We start from the raw sequence: 16,581 nt of genomic DNA on the forward strand, positions 1-16,581 counted from the left end.
CAATGCGTTACATAGTGATCGGAGCAGGAGCAGTCGGCGGAACCATCGGTGCCCGTCTCCACCAGGGCGGGCACGATGTCCTCCTCATCGCGCGAGGCGCCCATTACGAGGCGATCAAGCGCGACGGCCTGCGTCTGATCACCCCCGAGTCATCCGAGACCCTCGACATCCCCGCCGCCGACGGCCCCGTGCCGGCGCGCGACGACGACGTGCTGATCGTGGCCACCAAGTCGCAGGACACCATCGCCGCACTCGACGGCTGGCCGTCCGATCTGCCGGTGGTGTGCGCCCAGAACGGTGTGGACAACGAGCGCACCGTCCTGCGGCGCTTCGAGCGTGTTTACGGCATGTGCGTGTGGCTGCCCGCGCAGCACATGGAGCCCGGCGTCGTGGCCGCCCACGCGCATCCGTACTCCGGCATCCTGCACGTCGGCCGCTATCCCCAGGGTGTGGACGAGCTCGCCCGGCGGATCGCCGACGACCTGGGCAAGCGCGGCCTCGTGGGCCTGGCCCGGCCCGACGTGATGCGCTGGAAGCACGGCAAGCTGCTCGGCAACCTGGGCAACGCCGTGGAGGCGCTCGTCGGCCACGTCCCCGGCATGGAGAAGGTGGTCGAGCGCGCCAGGGCCGAGGCCAGGGCCGTGCTGGACAAGGCCGGGATCGCGTACTCGACGCCCGAGGAGGAGGCCGTGGTGCGCGGCCGCAAGGCGGACGTGCGGCCCATCGACGGCGTCGCGCGCGGCGGCGGCTCGTCGTGGCAGAGCCTGGCGAGGAGCAGCGGCTCCATCGAGGCCGACTACCTCAACGGCGAGATCGTGCTGCTCGGCCGCCTGCTCGGCATGCCCACCCCGGTCAACGAGGTGCTGCGGCGCGAGGCCAACGGGTTCGCCAAGGAGAAGCGGGCGCCGGGCTCGATGCCGCTGGAGACCCTGCTGGCGCTCATCGACGGGCGTTCCGCAGCCTGATCCCGCTGAACTCCAGCGTGCTGGCGATCACCTCGTCCCAGAACGGCCAGAGGCTGGGCAGCACCCTGAGCTGGATCCCCGCCTCCTCGTGGAGTTCGAACAGGTCGCCGACCCGCTCGGGCGGGCCGAGCGGCTCGACGGCGACCGTGGACACCACGGCGTGCGGCGGGTCCCCGATGGGCTTGAAGTGCTCCGAGGGCAGCCGGTACGCGTACAGCCGCGCCTCCCTGAGCGCCTGCAGCCAGCGGTACTCGACGGCGTGCACCCGATCGCCGCACCCCGCGCCGATGATCCGGTCCGCGTCCTGCTCGGTGGTGCGCGGCCCCACCCAGGCCATGGCCCGCGGGCAGGCACGCGGGAACCAGTAGTCGGGGCAGCGGTCATGATCGACCGCCCACACGTACGGCTCCTTCCGGCTGGACGTCGGCGCCACGTGCGGGACGAACCGCTTGATCGTCGGGTCCTCGGAGAAGTGGAGCACTTGCCCGGGTTCTGGCCGCATGAACGCAATCATGGCGCATATACCGGCGATCCCGGGGCAGTGGGAGCGGGCTCTGACGACAAGGGGTGAGTTGGATGATCCTGTTAGGACTGATCCTGGTCCTGCTCGCCGGCGGCGCCCTCGCCTTGGTCCTGACCGAGGAGAGCGCCAGGTACATCCTGTTCGGATACACCTTCGAGCTCAATCAGGTGGAGATGTTCCTCGCGGGTGCGGCCGCCGCGGCCGTCCTGCTGCTGGGCCTCTGGCTGATCGGCTCGGGCTCGCGCAGGTCCGCGAAGCGCCGCCGTGCGCTACGCGGAGCCAGGGCCGAGGCCTCCAACCGGGTGGCCCGGCTGGAGGACGAGAAACGAGAGCTGGAACGGCGGCTGGAGCACAGCCCCGAACCCGGCGACCGCCTAGTCTCGCGTGGCTCCCAGGACACGAGACCGTGATTCCTGGCGCGAGGGCAGCAGGTTGCCCTCGCGCCAGAGCGCGAACCCCGTGATGAGCGCGCCGAGCCCCTCCCAGAGGCCGATGCCGATGAACTTGCCCGGCGCCGCCCCCGTCAGCACCAGCGTGGTGAAGACCGTGAACGTCACCAGCCTGAACGGGACCGTCCAGCGGAAGAACGGCGTGTAGTTCGCGGATGCCGCGAAAACGTAATAAACGCCCATATTCACTGCCGCCATCGACGAGGCGGCCATATAGACCAGCGTGTAGTCCCCGGTGGCCCGCGCATCGAGCGCCTCGAACCCCAGCATGGCCAGCATGGTGTCGGGCGAGATCAGCCCGAGCAGGCCGAGTGCGAAGGAGATGAGGCCGAAGACCGCCATGGTCCAGCCGGAGAAAGAACGCGGAAGACGCACAGAAATCCTTCCAAAAGGGGGTGTAATCTGCGAGGCGATCTCATCATGCACCCGGAGGTCGCATGCCCCCCACGCGTGGCCGTCCCATCGCAGTGAAACTCCTTGTCCTTCTCCTCGTCCCTCTGGTCTCCCTGGTGGGCCTGTGGGCGTTCGCCGCGGGCCTGACAGGCGGCGACGGCATGCGCCTGCTGGCCATCAACGACCTGGCGACCAAGCTGGCCGACCCGTCCGAGCGGGTCAACATCGAGCTCCAGGAGGAGCGGCTCGCGTCCGTGGACTTCCTGGTCAACGGCCAGGGCGCGAACAAGGTGGCCAAGCAGCGCGAGGACACGGACAAGGCCGTGGCCACGTTCCGCGGGCTCTCCAAGACCCTGCGCGACCTCTCACCCGAGATGACCGCACAGCTCGCCGCGCTCAACACCCAGCTCGACCACCTCGCGGGCGTCCGCCGCGACGTGGACGCCACCACCGTCGCGCCGCTGGACGTGATCGACGCCTACAGCCAGATCGTGGACGCGTCCTTCCGCATGTACGACTCCATGGTCCTGGTGCCCGACATGGCCCTCTACAAGCAGGCCAGGGCCGTCTCCATGCTGGGCGAGGCCAAGGACGTGCTCTCCAGGGAGCGCGCCATGGTCTCCATCGTGCTGGCCAAGGGCAGGGTGGAGCAGCGGGAGCACGAGGCGTTCACGGGCATGGTGGCCACCAGGCGGCTGCTGTTCTCCCAGGCGCTCTCGCACCTGGACGCCGGCCTGCGCGGGCCGTACGAGCGGCTGGCGGCCTCGCCGGTCTACAAGGAGTTCCAGGCGGCCGAGGACGCCATCCGGGGCCAGGCGGTCACGAACGGCCTGCCCGCCACCGCCGCCACCTGGCCGGTCGACGGCCAGAACCTGTGGGCGGCGGTCGAGCGCAACCAGGCCGTGGCCGTGCAGAGCCTCGTGCGGCGGGTGACGCCGACGGCCATCGGCATGCTCGTCAAGGTCGGCATTGCGGGCGGCGTGGGCCTGATCGCCGTCATCGCCTCGATCATGGTCTCGCTGCGCTTCCGCAAGCGGCTGGTGCGCGAGCTGGCCGGGCTCCGCGACGCCGCCACGGAGCTGGCCGAGGTGCGCCTGACCGGCCTGGTCAAGCGGCTGCGCACGAACACGGCCCCGCCCACCGCCGACGAGGTGGCCCCGATCGAGGTCAGGACCAACACCTCCGAGATCGGCGACATCGTCCAGGCGTTCAACGACGTCCAGTCCACGGCGGTCGAGGCCGCGGTGAGCCAGGCCAGGCTCCGGCACGGCGTCAGCCAGGTCTTCGTGAACCTGGCCAGGCGCAACCAGTCGCTGCTCCACCGGCAGCTGCTCCAGCTCGACAGCATGGAGCGGGCCACGGAGCAGCCTGAGGAGCTGGCTGACCTGTTCAAGCTCGACCACCTGACCACCCGCATGCGCAGGCACGCCGAGAGCCTCATCATCCTGTCGGACCAGACTCCGGGACGCGGCTGGCGCAACCCGGTGCCCCTCCTCGACGTGCTGCGCGCGGCCGTGGCGGAGGTGGAGGAGTACGAGCGGATCGAGATCCTCCAGCCGCCGCAGGTCGCGCTGCTCGGCGCGGTGGTCACGGACGTGGCCCACCTGACGGCCGAGCTGATCGAGAACGCCACGCTCTTCTCGCCGCCGAAGACCAGGGTGGACGTACGCAGCGCGACCACCGCGCACGGCGTCATGATCGAGATCGAGGACCGCGGCCTCGGCCTGCCGCGCGTCGAGCTGGACGAGCTCAACGAGCGGCTGGCCAAGATGCCGGAGTTCGACCTGGCGCAGAGCGACCGGCTCGGCCTGTTCGTGGTGGGCAGGCTCGCGGCCAGGCACGGCATCAAGGTGACTCTGGCGTCCTCCCCGTACGGCGGCCTGACCGCGATGATCGCCCTGCCCGCGGCGCTCCTGGCCGAACAGCCGGCCATGAGCGGACGTTAGCCGCTAGGCCAGGACCTGGAGCAGCGCCCGGTTCCTGGCCTTGGCCGGTTCGGCGATCCGCTCGACCGGCTGCCCCGCGCTGTCGAGCACGACCAGCGAGTTGTGTGCGGGGCTTCCGGACCCGGACTGGCCGCGCGTGCCGGCCGTACGCACCACGAGGCGGCCGTCCGGCAGGTAGAAGGCGCCGATCTGCTTGCCCTTGACCGCCGGCCGCTCCTTCTTGCCCGTCCTGATGTCGAGCACGACCGGCTTGAACGAGGCCGGCCAGGTACCGTCGCCGAGCGTCTCCGGGCTCTCCGGGATCGAGACGACCGCCTTGCTGCCGTCGGGCGACAGGCTCTGCACGTGGTTGATGTACTTGACCCCCTTGGCCGGAAGGCTCTTGCCGGTCTTGACGTTGAGCCGGTAGAGGGAGTCGCCCTGGGTGTTGTAGCCCGCGAGGTAGCGGCCGTCGGCCGACCAGGCGAGGTGGCAGACGCCCGGGGACGTGCCCACCTTCTCCGGGGCGGCGCTGCCGTCCGCCTTGGCGACCATGATCTCGTCGCCCTGGGCCGGGTAGGCCACCCTGCTCGAGTCGGCGGACCAGACCGGGGTCAGGCACGGCGCGCCGCCCTGGAGCCCGTTCACGAGCGTGGTGGCCTTGCCGCCCTCCATGACCTGGAGGTCGCCGTTCTCGGTCACCCAGGCCGCCTTCGTGCCGTCGGGCGACGCGGCGAACTGCGGTGTGGCGCCGACCTTGGCGAGCGTGCTCCACTCGCCGTCGGCGTACCGTGTGAGCTGATTTCCGAATCCGGCGTAGACGGCGCCCGAGAGGTCAGGCGTGGGCGCCGCCGACGCTGCCGGCGAGAACACCAGAACGGCGCCAAGAGCGACGCCGGTCACAATGTGTGTCTTCATGGCTACACATCGTGCCCGCAAGTCGCTCAGAGACGTAGGAACGGCTCGCCGAAATGAGCGGTGGCGAGAATCGCCCGCTCGGCCCTCAACGCGCCGAGCACCTCCGCACGGGTGCGCGCGGCCGTCTCCTGGTCGTCGTCGTAGACGTACCGGATGGACGGGTCGTCGAGCTGGACGGGGTGGAGCACGAGGTCTCCGGTGATGGCCACGTCGCCGACCCTGGCGATCTGGTGGCCCGGGGTGTGGCCGGGCGCGAGGTGCACGTGGACGCCCGGCGAGACCTCGGCCTCGCCCTCGACGGCGTGCAGCTGATCCTTGATCGGGGTGAGCAGCCGGTCGAACACCGGGCCGCCCGCGGCGTCCAACTCGGCCTGCTGGAGCACGTATCGCGCGTTCTCGAACGCCGGCCTGCCGTCCACGACCACGCCGCCGGCATGGTCACTGTGGAGGTGCGTGAGGACGACCGTGCCGATCTCGGCGGGCGTGACGCCCGCGGCGGCCAGCTCACCGGCCAGCGTTCCCGGGACCGGCGCCCAGCTCGCGGCCGGTGAGTCCGCGCCACCGATGCCCGTGTCGACGAGGGTCAGGCGACCGGCCGCGTCGCGGATCAGATAGCAGTGGAAGTGCAGGTCCCACGGCCCATCCTGAAGCTCCGAACCGAGGAACATCTCGGCGAGCGGGCGGCGGATCGCCGCTCCCATGGGGCCCACGGCGTCGCAGAGCGGTGTCACCTCGACGCCGGAGACGGTTATAGGTGTATGTGGCACTCGCCCAGATTAGGCGGCCACCGGCTCCGCGGGAACGAACTCGTTCTCCAGGTCAGCGGCGTAGACGGCGCGGCAGCAGTGCGCGCACCTGTACATGATCGGGCCTTCGTCGAGCTCGTGGCGGCACTGCGGGCAGCGGTTGACGGTCTTCATGATGCTCCCCCAAGGAGTTCTGTTCGTTCTATGGAACCTTCACCGAGTTGCAGGGGTCCTGCATGCCACTTGACACGATGACGCTGCTTCGATGGGGGTTCTGTGCCCTCCGGTACACCGGGCGCGGTAATTTTCCTCGCAGTACGGTGCCGAGAAGAACATTGTCACGCGCCCCGTCCCGCGCCGGTGGGAGAAACTCCGAGAACGGCCCGGGAATAGCCCAAGAGGGCTAGGCGTTTACTGGGCCAGATGGTGTGGTATCTTGCCACCAAGCGTTGAGCTTCCGCTCCGCTGGTTCTTCATCTGAGTCTTGGCCCCCTGGGCCCGACTTCCTTCTTTCGCCACCGCGCCTTGCTCTGGTCAGGCGCGTCTCCCCCAAAGGGGTTCACCATGTCTGTACACATTCCTGAACAGCGTGCGGACGTACCCGTCCGCCAGGTCGAGGGCCTCCTGGACCTACGCGACAAGTCCGCGTTCATCCGGGCCGGCCAGCTGCCCGGCCCCGGCGACGTCCGCCTTCAGCCCGACAAGGTACGGCAGTTCGACCTGCGGCCCGGCGACCACGTCGTCGCGTCGTTCGCCGGCAACAAGCTCGTCGGCATCACGTCGGTCAACGGCGCCACGCAGTGGCGCGATCGGCCGCGGTTCGCCGAGCTGACACCCGTACATCCGACCGAGCGGCTCCACATCGAGACCGAGTCGCTCAGCACGCGCGTCGTCGACCTGTTCGCGCCCATCGGCAAGGGACAGCGCGGCCTCATCGTCGCGCCGCCCAAGGCCGGCAAGACCATGGTCCTGCAGGCGCTGGCCGCCGGGATCAGCCGCAACCACCCCGAGGTGCACCTCATGGTGGTCCTCGTGGGCGAGCGGCCCGAGGAGGTCACCGAGATGCGCGCCACGATCTCCGGCGAGATCTTCTCCTCGACCTTCGACCACCCCGACCGCGACCACGCCGCCGTCGCCGAGCTGGCCATCGAACGGGCCAAGCGGCTCGTGGAGTCCGGCCAGGACGTCGTGCTGCTGCTCGACTCGCTGACGCGGCTGGGGCGGGCGTACAACAACCTGGCGCCCGGCGGCGGCCGGGTGCTCACCGGCGGCATCGACGCCGGGGCGCTGTACCCGCCCAAGCGCTTCTTCGGCGCCGCCCGCAACGTCGAGGGCGGCGGCTCCCTCACCATCCTCGCCACCGCGCTGATCGACACGGGGTCGCGGATGGACAACAACCTGTACGAGGAGTTCAAGGGGACGGGGAACATGGAGCTGCACCTCGTCCGCGAGCTGGCCGAGCGCCGGCTGTTCCCGGCCGTGGACCTGGACGCCTCCGGGACCCGGCGCGAGGAGATCCTGTTGCACACGGAGGAGCGGCAGGTGGTGTGGCGGCTGCGGCGGATGCTGACGGGGCTGGAGAAGCAGCAAGGGCTCGAGGTCCTCATCGGCAAGCTCCGCACCACCCCCTCCAACGCCGCCTTCCTCCTCGAGGCCACCGCCGCCTGACTCCTGTGCCTCTCCTTCCCTTACGGCCCGCGCGGCGGCGGCGTGGAGCCCCGTCGGGAAGGGTCCCTGGGCGGTGGACGAGAATGGGCGGCATGCTGGCCGACATCGTCGAATACCTCGTCTGCCCCGTCTGCCGTGCCGGCGTGCGGCTCGACGCCGATGCGCTGCGGTGCGCCGACGGACATGCGTACGACGTCGCCAAGCAGGGCTACGTAAGCCTGCTCATAGGCAGCAAACCCCCGGGAACGGCCGACAGTCCCGAGATGGTGACCGCGAGGGCGCGATTTCTCGATGCGGGTCACTATGCACCGCTGCAAGACGCAGTGGCAGAAACCGTGCGAAAGTACGCGCGCGGCGAGAACGGTCCAGCAAAACGTGAGTACTCCACCGAAACGAATGACGGCGCGGAGTTGAGGGCGTACCGTGGGGCGGAAGTGGAGGCCGGTTACGGCGCGGGGCCACAACGTCTTGCGTACGAGCCGGAAATAACCGGCGGTCGGCGTCGCGCGGAAGGATGGGCCGCGCCGTTGATCGTCGATGCGGGCACGGGCACCGGGCACTACCTGGCGGCCGTGCTCAACGCGGTGGACGATGGCATCGGGATGGCGTTCGATGTGTCGAAGCACGCTGTACGCCGGGCGGCGCGGGTGCATCCCAGGGCAGGGGCGTTCGTGGCCGACGTGTGGCGCCCGCTCCCCATCAGGGACGGGGTGGCCGATGTGGTGATCGACGTGTTCGCGCCCAGGAACGGGCCCGAATTCAGGAGGATCCTCCGTCCCGGAGGCGTCGCGGTGGTCGTGACCCCGGCCAGGCGGCACCTGAGCCCGCTCGTCGAGGAGCTGTGCCTGCTCTCCGTGGACGAGGAGAAGGAGCGCAGGCTGGCGCGGAGCCTGGAGGGCTTCGTCGAGTCAGAGCGGCGCTCGATCGAGTTCGAGATGGAGCTTGGACATGACGACATCGCCCAGGTGGTCGGGATGGGCCCGAGCGCGTGGCATACCGACCCGGATGAGCTGAACCAGCGAATCACGGGATTTATCTCCCATAATGTCGCGAAAAGGCAGCAAAAAGTGCGAACGCAAGCGTCGTTTCACCTGTCTATCTTCGAGCCCGCGACCCGATCAAGGGCCGTTCCTTGACGGACGCCTGGGACTGGTGTTACTGATGGGGCATTTAGTCCGAAATTCCCCCACATTCCCTAAGTATTTCTCCGGAACAGGCGCAATACTGGACGACATCCCTCGCCCGGAGGCGTGGGGCAGCCAAGGGAGGGGGCGCACCGGATGAAGGCGGAGGAACGCTGGCAGGCCAGGTTCCGGGCGTCGCGCATGACGCTGCCGTCCTGGGCGCGCCTGGCCCCGAACCGCTCCATCTACCGCTCCAACGCCACCGGCACCTGGGAGGTCTACGCCTGGGACCGCGTGACCGGCGCCACCCGCCAGGTCACCGACCGGCCCAGGGGCACCGCGTACGCGGCCGTCGACCCCACCGGCCAGTGGATCTACTGGTTCGCCGACACCGAGGGCGACGAGTTCGGCGTGTGGTGGCGTCAGCCCTTCAACGGCGGCCCCAACGAGCCGGTGGCCCCCGACCTGCCCCCGGGCCAGCCCGGCGGCATCGCCCTGTCCACGACGGGCGTCGCGGCGATCACCATGGCCAGCGAGGGCACGTTCAAGGTCTACCTCGTACGCGACGGCGAGCCGACCAAGCTCCTGTACGAGCACGGCGAGGCCGCCTGGGTGGCCGACATGACCCTCGACGGCTCCCTTATCGCGATCAATCATGGCGAGTACGGCGACTTCCGTCACCCCGCACTCCGCGTCATCCGCCCGAACGGCCACACGGTGGGCGAGCTCTACGACGGCCCCACCAAGGGCGTCACCGGCCTCAAGTTCGCCCCGGTCGTCGGCGACCGCCGCCTGCTCGCCCTGCACGAGCGCCGCGAGCGCCACGAGCCCCTGGTCTGGGACCCGGTGACCGGCGAGCAGCGCGAGATCTGGCTGAAGGACTCCGGCGACCTCGACGCCGAGTGGTACGACGACGGCCGCGGCCTGCTCATCCTGCGCGACCACCGCGCCCGTAGCTACCTGCACCGCTACGACCTCGCGGGCGGCGGCCTGGCCCTCCTCGAGACGCCGCACGGTGTGATCGACGAGGCGGTCCCCCGGCCCGGCGGGCACGTCGAGTACTCCTGGTCCAGCGCCTCGCGCCCGCCGATCATCCGCTCCACCAACGGCCAGGTCGTGGTCAATCACAGCGGTCCGCCCGCTCCGCCGAGCGTCCCGGTCGAGGACATCGACGTCGACGGCGAGGGCGGTCGCATTCACGCGCTGATCTCCAAGCCCGAGGTGGGCAGCGCCCCGTACCCCACGGTCTTCCTGCTGCACGGCGGGCCGACGGCGCACGACCGCGACGTGTTCTCGCCCGAGGTCGCCGCCTGGGTGGACGCGGGGTTCGCGGTGGTGCGCGTCAACTACCGGGGCTCGACGGGCTATGGCTCCGCCTGGCGCGACGCGCTGCACGGCGACGTCGGGCACATCGAGCTGGCCGACGTGGCCGCCGTACGCCGATGCGTGGTCGATCGTGGCATCGCCGACGAGCACCGGATCGTGCTGGCCGGCTCGGGGTGGGGCGGCTATCTCACGCTGCTCGGCCTCGGCACGCAGCCGGACCTGTGGGCGGCCGGCATCGCGGCGGCGCCGATCGCCTGCCACCAGACCGCGTACGAGGACGAGGCGGAGAGCCTGCGCGCCTACCACCGCGCGCTGCTCGGCGGCTCGCCCGACGAGCAGCCCGCACGGTATGCGGGCAGCTCCCCCATCACCTACGCCGACCAGGTCAAGAGCCCGCTGCTGATCCTCGCGGGCGAGGACGACACGCGCTGCCCGCTGCGCCAGATCGAGAAGTACGTGGCCAAGCTCGCCGATCACGGGCGCGACCACGAGGTCTACACCTACGACGCCATCCGTGGCTCGCTCGTGGTCGCCCAGCGGATCGCGCAGCTCACGCTCCAGCTCGATTTCGCCAGAAAGCACGTACTTGACACCCTGTAAGAAGCTGGCTGACTCCTTGGCTTGATCGTCAGCCGATTCCGGTGACAGCATGCGCCCACGCTGTCACAGGGAGGCGTCAATTGAGCTGGGAGCTATCGGGCGCGCAGCACCAGGATGGCCAGGTCGTCCTGGCTCGGCTCCGAGGCGAAGTCGGCCGCGCCCCTGCGGATGCGCTCCGCGACCGCTCGCGCCGACAGCCCCGCGCACTCGGCCAGCAGCTTGGCCAGGCCGCCGTCGTCGTCGAGCAGCCGTCCGCCCGAGCGCCGCTCCGTCACCCCGTCGGTGACGGCCAGCAGCACGTCGCCATGGTCCAGATGCACGGTGTCGGCCTCGAACACGACCTCGTGGAAGACCCCCAGCAACGACTGCGGCGTGGTGACCGCCTCGACCTTGCCGTTCGGCCTGAGCCGCAGCGCCTCGGGGTGCCCCGCCGAGACCAGGCGCACCTCGAGGCCGGTCTTCATGGGGGTGATGTCGCCGTGCAGCAGCGTGAGGAACCTGGCGCGCTCGCCCTCCTCCAGGATCGCCTGGTTGAGCCGCCCGAGCACCGCCGCGACGCCGTACCCCTCGCGGGCCAGCAGCCGCAGCGTGTGGCGGGCCAGCCCGGTCACGGCGGCGGCCTCGGGGCCGGTGCCGCAGACGTCGCCGATCGCGAACCGCCAGGAGTCGTCGCCCGCCTTGAACAGGTCGTAGAAGTCGCCGCCGACCTCGTTGGTCTCACCGGCCGGCTCATAGATGACGCCGTAGTCGAGCCCGGGGACCTCGGGCTCGTTGGGGGGCAGCAGGCTGCGCTGGAGCGCCCGGTTGGCGGCGGCCTGCTGGGCGTAGAGCCTGGCGTTGTCCATGGCCAGCGCGGCACGCCTGCCGATGTCCTCGGCGAACTGGATGACCTCGTCGGGAAAGCGGTCGGGCCGGCCCAGGCACATCATGCCGAGGCCGCGTCCGCGTGCCATGAGCGGCACGGCCAGCACCTGCGCGTCGGCCAGATGGAGGGCCGAGGTCACGCTGGTGTCCGCGGCGGCGATGTCCATCTCGTCGAGCTGCTCGCGCAGCCCGTCTATCCTGGCCTCGTCGGCGTGCCAGAGATAGACCAGCCGCAGCGGCCCGGCGGAGCTGTCGGCTGTGTAGACGGCGCACCAGCTCGACAGCCGGGGCACCACGACCTGCGCGATGATCGCCGGGACCATGTCGGGGTCGAGGGTGCCCGCGAGCAGGTCGCTGGCGTCGGCCAGAAATCCCAGCCAGTGCGGCCCTCGGGAGCTCTCCTCCAGCCATTCGGCGGTCAACCGGTCCGCGGAGCCAGGTAGCGTGAGTCTGGCCCAATGGACACGAGAATCGCCCGTGAAGGTGACTCCCCACTCTTCGACGTTCGAGGAAGGAGCTTTTGGATCACCCTGGGAGAGGTGCCGCTGCCTCAACTCAACCTGGACAGCATCCCCAAAATGCTTCCAAATCACCTCAAACGGCTCATCAATCACCTGCTCTGCCAGGTCCCCCGCGACCTGCTCGGCGGTATGGAGCACGCCGCCGGTGGCCCACGCGGTCATCACCTCGCGCGTGAACCTCATCGCAGCCGTCACAGCGGTCTCGCCGGGCGCGAACGTCGCAGCCAGCACCGCATGGGGAGAAGCAGTCATCCCCACGTGCCTACCACACTTCCTACTGACTTGGGGTAAATCCAAGGGCAGGACTACGAGCTACTCATCGTGACAGACTTGAATCACTCGCCGGAGCCCGCCGCGAGTGAAGGAGGCCCCATGACCACGGCCAAGGCCATGCCAACCGCGGAGGAGAGGACCTATACCGAGTCGGATCTCGTGCCCATCCTTGAGACGCTGTTCTCTTGGCGTGACGGCGATTTCCGGCGTCGTGTTCCTCATGCGCCCCCTGGGATCCTGAGCGAGGTCCGGCTGCTGCTCAACGAGGTGGCCGACCGGCGGGAGCATCTCGCCAACGAACTGGTCCGCGTGCGCAAAGAGATCGTCAAGGAGGGCCGGTTCGGCGAGCGGCTGAGCCCCGGCCCCGGCGTCGGCGCGTGGGCGGAGGGCGTCGAGTCGGTCAACCAGCTGATCGACGCCCTGGTGAGCCCGGTGAGCGGCGCGGCCGACGTGATCGACGCCGTCGCCAAGGGCGACCTGTCGCGCCGGATCGACCTCGACCGGACGGCCAGAGGCGAGGTGCGGCGCCTGGGCAAGGCCATCAACGGCATGGTCGACCAGCTCGCCCTGTTCAACTCCGAGGTGACCAGGGTGGCGCGCGAGGCCGGCACGGAGGGGCGCCTGGGCGGCAGCGCCAACCTGCGCGGCATGTCGGGGAGCTGGCGCGACCTCACCGAGGCCGTCAACACGATGTCCTCCCGCGTGGCCGCGCAGGTGCGCGACATCGCCGTGGTGACCACCGCCGTGGCCAAGGGCGACCTGAGCCGCAAGGTGACGGTCGACGCCGTGGGCGAGATGTTCGAGCTGAAGAACACCGTCAACACGATGGTGGACCAGCTGTCCGGCTTCGCCGAGGAGGTCACCAGGGTGGCCCGCGAGGTGGGCACGGAGGGCCAGCTGGGCGGGCAGGCGCAGGTGACCGGCGTGTCGGGCGTCTGGAAGGACCTCACCGACAACGTCAACTTCATGGCCAACAACCTGACCTCACAGGTGCGGAGCATCGCGACCGTGGCGACGGCGGTGGCCCAGGGCAACCTGTCGAAGAAGATCACCGTTGACGCGCAGGGCGAGATCCTGCAGCTCAAGGACACCCTCAACACGATGGTGGACCAGCTGTCCTCCTTCGCCGACGAGGTCACCCGAGTCGCCCGCGAGGTGGGCACCGAGGGCAAGCTGGGCGGCCGGGCCGAGGTGAAGGGCGTGTCCGGGGTCTGGAAGGACCTGACGGACAACGTCAACTCGATGGCCAACAACCTGACGTACCAGGTGCGCAACATCGCCCAGGTGACCACGGCCGTGGCCAACGGCGACCTCACCCGCAAGATCGACGTGGACGCCCAGGGCGAGATCCTCGAGCTCAAGTCGACCATGAACACGATGGTCGAGCAGCTGTCGTCGTTCGCCTCCGAGGTGACCCGGGTGGCCCGCGAGGTGGGCACGGAGGGCCAGCTGGGCGGGCAGGCGCAGGTGCGCGGCGTGTCCGGGGTCTGGAAGGACCTCACCGACAACGTCAACTTCATGGCCAACAACCTGACCTCACAGGTGCGCCAGATCGCGACCGTGTCGTCCGCGGTGGCCCAGGGCGACCTGTCGAAGAAGATCACCGTTGACGCGCAGGGCGAGATCCTGCAGCTCAAGGACACCCTGAACACCATGGTTGACCAGCTGTCCTCCTTCGCCGACGAGGTCACCCGAGTGGCCCGCGAGGTGGGCACGCAAGGACAGCTCGGCGGCCAGGCCCGGGTGACCGGCGTGTCCGGGGTCTGGAAGGATCTCACCGACAACGTCAACTTCATGGCCAACAACCTGACCTCGCAGGTGCGTAACATCGCCGAGGTCACCACGGCCGTGGCCAACGGCGACCTCACCCGCAAGATCGACGTGGACGCCCAGGGCGAGATCCTGGCGCTGAAGACCACCATCAACCGCATGGTGGACCAGCTGTCGTCGTTCGCCTCCGAGGTGACCCGAGTCGCCCGAGAGGTGGGCTCCGAAGGACAGCTCGGCGGCCAGGCTCGGGTCGAAGGCGTCGAGGGCACGTGGAAGCGGCTCACCGAGAGCGTCAACGAGCTGGCCGGAAACCTCACCACCCAGGTGCGCGCCATCGCCACCGTGACCAGCGCGGTGGCCCGCGGCGACCTGACCCGCTCGATCGCCGTCGAGGCGAAGGGCGAGCTGGCGGAGCTCAAGGACAACATCAACTCGATGGTGGCCAACCTCCGCGAGACCACGCAGGCCAACCAGGAGCAGGACTGGCTCAAGTCCAACCTGGCCCGCATCTCCCGGCTGATGCAGGGTCACCGCGACCTGCTCGAGGTGGCCAAGCTGACGATGAGCGAGCTGACGCCGCTGGTCTCGGCCCGCTACGGCGCCTTCTACAGCATCGACCCCGAGGGCGACCACGAGCTGCTGCTGATCGGCGGGTACGGCGTGCGCCCCGGCAGGGGGCCGCGCCAGCGCTTCGCGATCGGCGAGGGCATCGTGGGGCAGGCGGCGGCCGAGGGCCGGCACATCATGCTCGACGACGTGCCGCCGGAGTTCATCACCATCGACAGCGGGCTCAGCCAGTCCACGCCCGCGCAGATCGTGGTGCTGCCGATCCTGTTCGAGAGCCGCGTGCTCGGCGTGCTGGAGCTGGCCTCGTTCACGCCGTTCGGCGAGGTGCACCTCGACTTCCTGCGCCAGCTCGTCGAGACCATCGGCGTCACGATGAACACGATCATCGCCAACTCCCGCACCGAGGACCTGCTGACCGAGTCGCAGCGGCTCACCAGGGAGCTGCAGGAGCGCTCCGACGAGCTGCAGCGCCAGCAGGAGGAGCTGCGCAGGTCCAATGCCGAGCTGGAGGACAAGGCGGCGCTGCTGGCCAAGCAGAACCGCGCGATCGAGATCCAGAACTTCCAGATCGAGCAGGCCCGCCGCACGCTGGAGGAGCGCGCGGAGCAGCTCGCGGTGTCCTCGCGCTACAAGTCCGAGTTCCTCGCGAACATGTCCCACGAGCTGCGCACGCCGCTCAACAGCCTGCTGGTGCTGGCCAAGCTGCTGACCGAGAACGCCGAGGGCAACCTGACCTCGCAGCAGGTGGAGTTCGCCCGCACGATCCACAGCGCGGGCTCGTCGCTGCTCCAGCTCATCAACGACATGCTCGACCTGTCCAAGGTCGAGGCGGGCCGGATGGACATCCACCCGATCAAGGTGGCGCTGCCGAAGATGGTCGACCTGCTCGAAGCCGCGTTCGCGCCGCTGGCGCAGGACAAGGGGCTGTCGTTCAGCGTCGATGTCGAATCCGACGTGCCGCAGGAGCTGCGCGCCGACGAGCAGCGCCTGCAGCAGGTGCTGCGTAACCTGCTCTCCAACGCGGTGAAGTTCACCCCGCGCGGCGAGGTCAAGCTGCGCGTCTCGATGGCGCCCCCCGGTGTCGACTACGACGACGACAGCCTGCACAATGCCGACGACCTGCTGGCCTTCCAGGTGATCGACACCGGCATCGGCATCGCACCCGACAAGCGGGACGTCATCTTCGAGGCGTTCAGGCAGGCCGACGGCACCACGAGCCGCAAGTACGGCGGCACGGGCCTCGGCCTCGCGATCTGCCGCGACATCGCCAGGCTGCTCGGCGGCGAGATCCACGTCGACAGCGAGCTCGGCCAGGGCAGCACGTTCACGCTCTACCTGCCGGCCTCGTACACCGGCCCGCTGGCCGTGACCGAGACCGGCGGGACGCGGCGGCAGCTGATGACAGCGCCGACGGAGGAACAGGCGGCGGCCGTGCCGGAGCCCCCGATGCCGCTCGACCTGCCGATGCCGGAGCTGGTCGAGCCGCCGGTGGAGACGCCGGTCCAGTGGCAGGGCGACGACCCGCTCAGCGGCGCCAAGATCCTCATCGTGGACGACGACATCCGAAACGTCTTCGCGTTGACCAGCGTCTTGGAGCGACACGGTTCCACCGTCGTCTACGCTGAAAACGGTCGGGAGGGGATCGAGCAGCTCGAACGGAACGAGGACGTCGCGCTCGTGCTGATGGACATCATGATGCCGGAGATGGACGGCTGGGCCACCACCTCGGCCATCCGGCGCATGCCGCAGTTCGCCGATCTGCCGATCATCGCGCTGACCGCCAAGGTCATGCGGGGCGACCGCGAGAAGAGCATCGCCTCCGGCGCCTCCGACTACGTACCCAAGCCGGTCGACGTGGACCGCCTGCTCGAACGCCTGCGCGGCTGGCTCAGCCGCGGGCGTGGCTCCACGTCCGACTCATCAGCCTCAACAGCCGAAGGGTCGTGATC

12 protein-coding genes and 1 pseudogene are annotated in these 16,581 nt (G+C 69.5%); 7 read left to right on the forward strand and 6 right to left on the reverse strand.

Annotated features, from left to right (window positions below):
* Nucleotides 1–2 precede the first annotated feature (2 nt).
* Nucleotides 3–965: a ketopantoate reductase family protein gene (locus tag ABD830_RS39695; protein WP_344999086.1), complete on the forward strand. Its 963-nt coding sequence runs from the start codon at nucleotides 3–5 to the stop codon at nucleotides 963–965.
* On the opposite strand, the gene ABD830_RS39700 is transcribed toward ABD830_RS39695, so the two are convergent.
* Entirely contained in the window at nucleotides 940–1,467 is a 528-nt protein-coding gene (locus ABD830_RS39700) for a DUF6886 family protein (RefSeq protein WP_344999088.1), read from the reverse strand. The two genes, ABD830_RS39695 and ABD830_RS39700, sit on opposite strands and share 26 nt — an antisense overlap.
* A 74-nt stretch (nucleotides 1,468–1,541) precedes the next feature.
* Here ABD830_RS39700 and ABD830_RS39705 point away from each other — a divergent pair, with 74 nt between their 5' ends.
* Nucleotides 1,542–1,898: a hypothetical protein gene (locus ABD830_RS39705; protein ID WP_344999090.1), complete on the forward strand. Its 357-nt coding sequence runs from the start codon at nucleotides 1,542–1,544 to the stop codon at nucleotides 1,896–1,898.
* Here ABD830_RS39705 and ABD830_RS39710 read toward each other — a convergent pair.
* Nucleotides 1,863–2,312, reverse strand: a complete 450-nt coding sequence (locus ABD830_RS39710; RefSeq protein WP_344999092.1) for a hypothetical protein — start codon at nucleotides 2,310–2,312, stop codon at nucleotides 1,863–1,865. The two genes, ABD830_RS39705 and ABD830_RS39710, sit on opposite strands and share 36 nt — an antisense overlap.
* A gap of 62 nt (nucleotides 2,313–2,374) precedes the next feature.
* On the opposite strand from ABD830_RS39710, the gene ABD830_RS39715 reads away from it, so the two are divergent.
* Nucleotides 2,375–4,276: a sensor histidine kinase gene (locus ABD830_RS39715; protein ID WP_344999094.1), complete on the forward strand. Its 1,902-nt coding sequence runs from the start codon at nucleotides 2,375–2,377 to the stop codon at nucleotides 4,274–4,276.
* A 3-nt stretch (nucleotides 4,277–4,279) separates the two neighbouring features.
* Here the strand turns inward: ABD830_RS39715 and ABD830_RS39720 are convergent, their stop codons facing one another.
* Genes ABD830_RS39720 through ABD830_RS39730 form a run of 3 tightly spaced genes read right to left on the reverse strand, consistent with a single transcriptional unit; the run spans nucleotide 4,280 to nucleotide 6,093 of the window.
* The gene (locus ABD830_RS39720; protein WP_344999096.1) at nucleotides 4,280–5,173 is read right to left on the reverse strand and encodes a TolB-like translocation protein; all 894 of its coding nucleotides are present in this window, start codon (nucleotides 5,171–5,173) and stop codon (nucleotides 4,280–4,282) included.
* Between the two features lie 26 nt (nucleotides 5,174–5,199).
* Complete coding sequence (locus ABD830_RS39725) at nucleotides 5,200–5,940, reverse strand: MBL fold metallo-hydrolase (protein ID WP_344999098.1); 741 nt, start codon at nucleotides 5,938–5,940, stop codon at nucleotides 5,200–5,202.
* 9 nt (nucleotides 5,941–5,949) lie between these two features.
* Nucleotides 5,950–6,093, reverse strand: coding sequence for a hypothetical protein (locus ABD830_RS39730; RefSeq protein ID WP_344999100.1), 144 nt, complete (start codon nucleotides 6,091–6,093; stop codon nucleotides 5,950–5,952).
* Between the two features lie 438 nt (nucleotides 6,094–6,531).
* Here ABD830_RS39730 and rho point away from each other — a divergent pair.
* From rho to ABD830_RS39745, 3 genes and pseudogenes are all read left to right on the forward strand, one after another.
* A pseudogene (gene rho / locus ABD830_RS39735) lies at nucleotides 6,532–7,587 on the forward strand (transcription termination factor Rho); the annotation flags it as partial.
* 92 nt (nucleotides 7,588–7,679) lie between these two features.
* A complete protein-coding gene (locus ABD830_RS39740) occupies nucleotides 7,680–8,723 on the forward strand; it encodes a putative RNA methyltransferase (protein WP_344999102.1) in 1,044 nt (347 codons plus the stop codon).
* A gap of 144 nt (nucleotides 8,724–8,867) precedes the next feature.
* A complete protein-coding gene (locus tag ABD830_RS39745) occupies nucleotides 8,868–10,637 on the forward strand; it encodes a S9 family peptidase (RefSeq protein ID WP_344999104.1) in 1,770 nt (589 codons plus the stop codon).
* Between the two features lie 92 nt (nucleotides 10,638–10,729).
* Here the strand turns inward: ABD830_RS39745 and ABD830_RS39750 are convergent, their stop codons facing one another.
* Nucleotides 10,730–11,923 carry a PP2C family protein-serine/threonine phosphatase gene (locus tag ABD830_RS39750; protein ID WP_344999106.1) on the reverse strand — a complete coding sequence of 398 codons (1,194 nt, stop codon included), beginning with the start codon at nucleotides 11,921–11,923 and terminating at the stop codon, nucleotides 10,730–10,732.
* A 471-nt stretch (nucleotides 11,924–12,394) separates the two neighbouring features.
* Here ABD830_RS39750 and ABD830_RS39755 point away from each other — a divergent pair, with 471 nt between their 5' ends.
* Complete coding sequence (locus ABD830_RS39755; protein ID WP_344999108.1) at nucleotides 12,395–16,579, forward strand: HAMP domain-containing protein; 4,185 nt, start codon at nucleotides 12,395–12,397, stop codon at nucleotides 16,577–16,579.
* The last annotated feature ends 2 nt before the right edge of the window (nucleotides 16,580–16,581 follow it).

It is taken from the genome of Nonomuraea helvata (assembly GCF_039535785.1).
Classification (GTDB): domain Bacteria; phylum Actinomycetota; class Actinomycetes; order Streptosporangiales; family Streptosporangiaceae; genus Nonomuraea; species Nonomuraea helvata.

Coding starts and splice junctions, on each gene's coding strand:
- ABD830_RS39695 (WP_344999086.1), top strand. CDS start 3: ATGCGTTACATAGTGATCGGAGCAGGAGCAGTCGGCGGAACCATCGGT.
- ABD830_RS39700 (WP_344999088.1), bottom strand. CDS start 1,467: ATGCGGCCAGAACCCGGGCAAGTGCTCCACTTCTCCGAGGACCCGACG.
- ABD830_RS39705 (WP_344999090.1), top strand. CDS start 1,542: ATGATCCTGTTAGGACTGATCCTGGTCCTGCTCGCCGGCGGCGCCCTC.
- ABD830_RS39715 (WP_344999094.1), top strand. CDS start 2,375: ATGCCCCCCACGCGTGGCCGTCCCATCGCAGTGAAACTCCTTGTCCTT.
- ABD830_RS39720 (WP_344999096.1), bottom strand. CDS start 5,173: ATGAAGACACACATTGTGACCGGCGTCGCTCTTGGCGCCGTTCTGGTG.
- ABD830_RS39730 (WP_344999100.1), bottom strand. CDS start 6,093: ATGAAGACCGTCAACCGCTGCCCGCAGTGCCGCCACGAGCTCGACGAA.
- ABD830_RS39740 (WP_344999102.1), top strand. CDS start 7,680: ATGCTGGCCGACATCGTCGAATACCTCGTCTGCCCCGTCTGCCGTGCC.
- ABD830_RS39745 (WP_344999104.1), top strand. CDS start 8,868: ATGAAGGCGGAGGAACGCTGGCAGGCCAGGTTCCGGGCGTCGCGCATG.
- ABD830_RS39755 (WP_344999108.1), top strand. CDS start 12,395: ATGACCACGGCCAAGGCCATGCCAACCGCGGAGGAGAGGACCTATACC.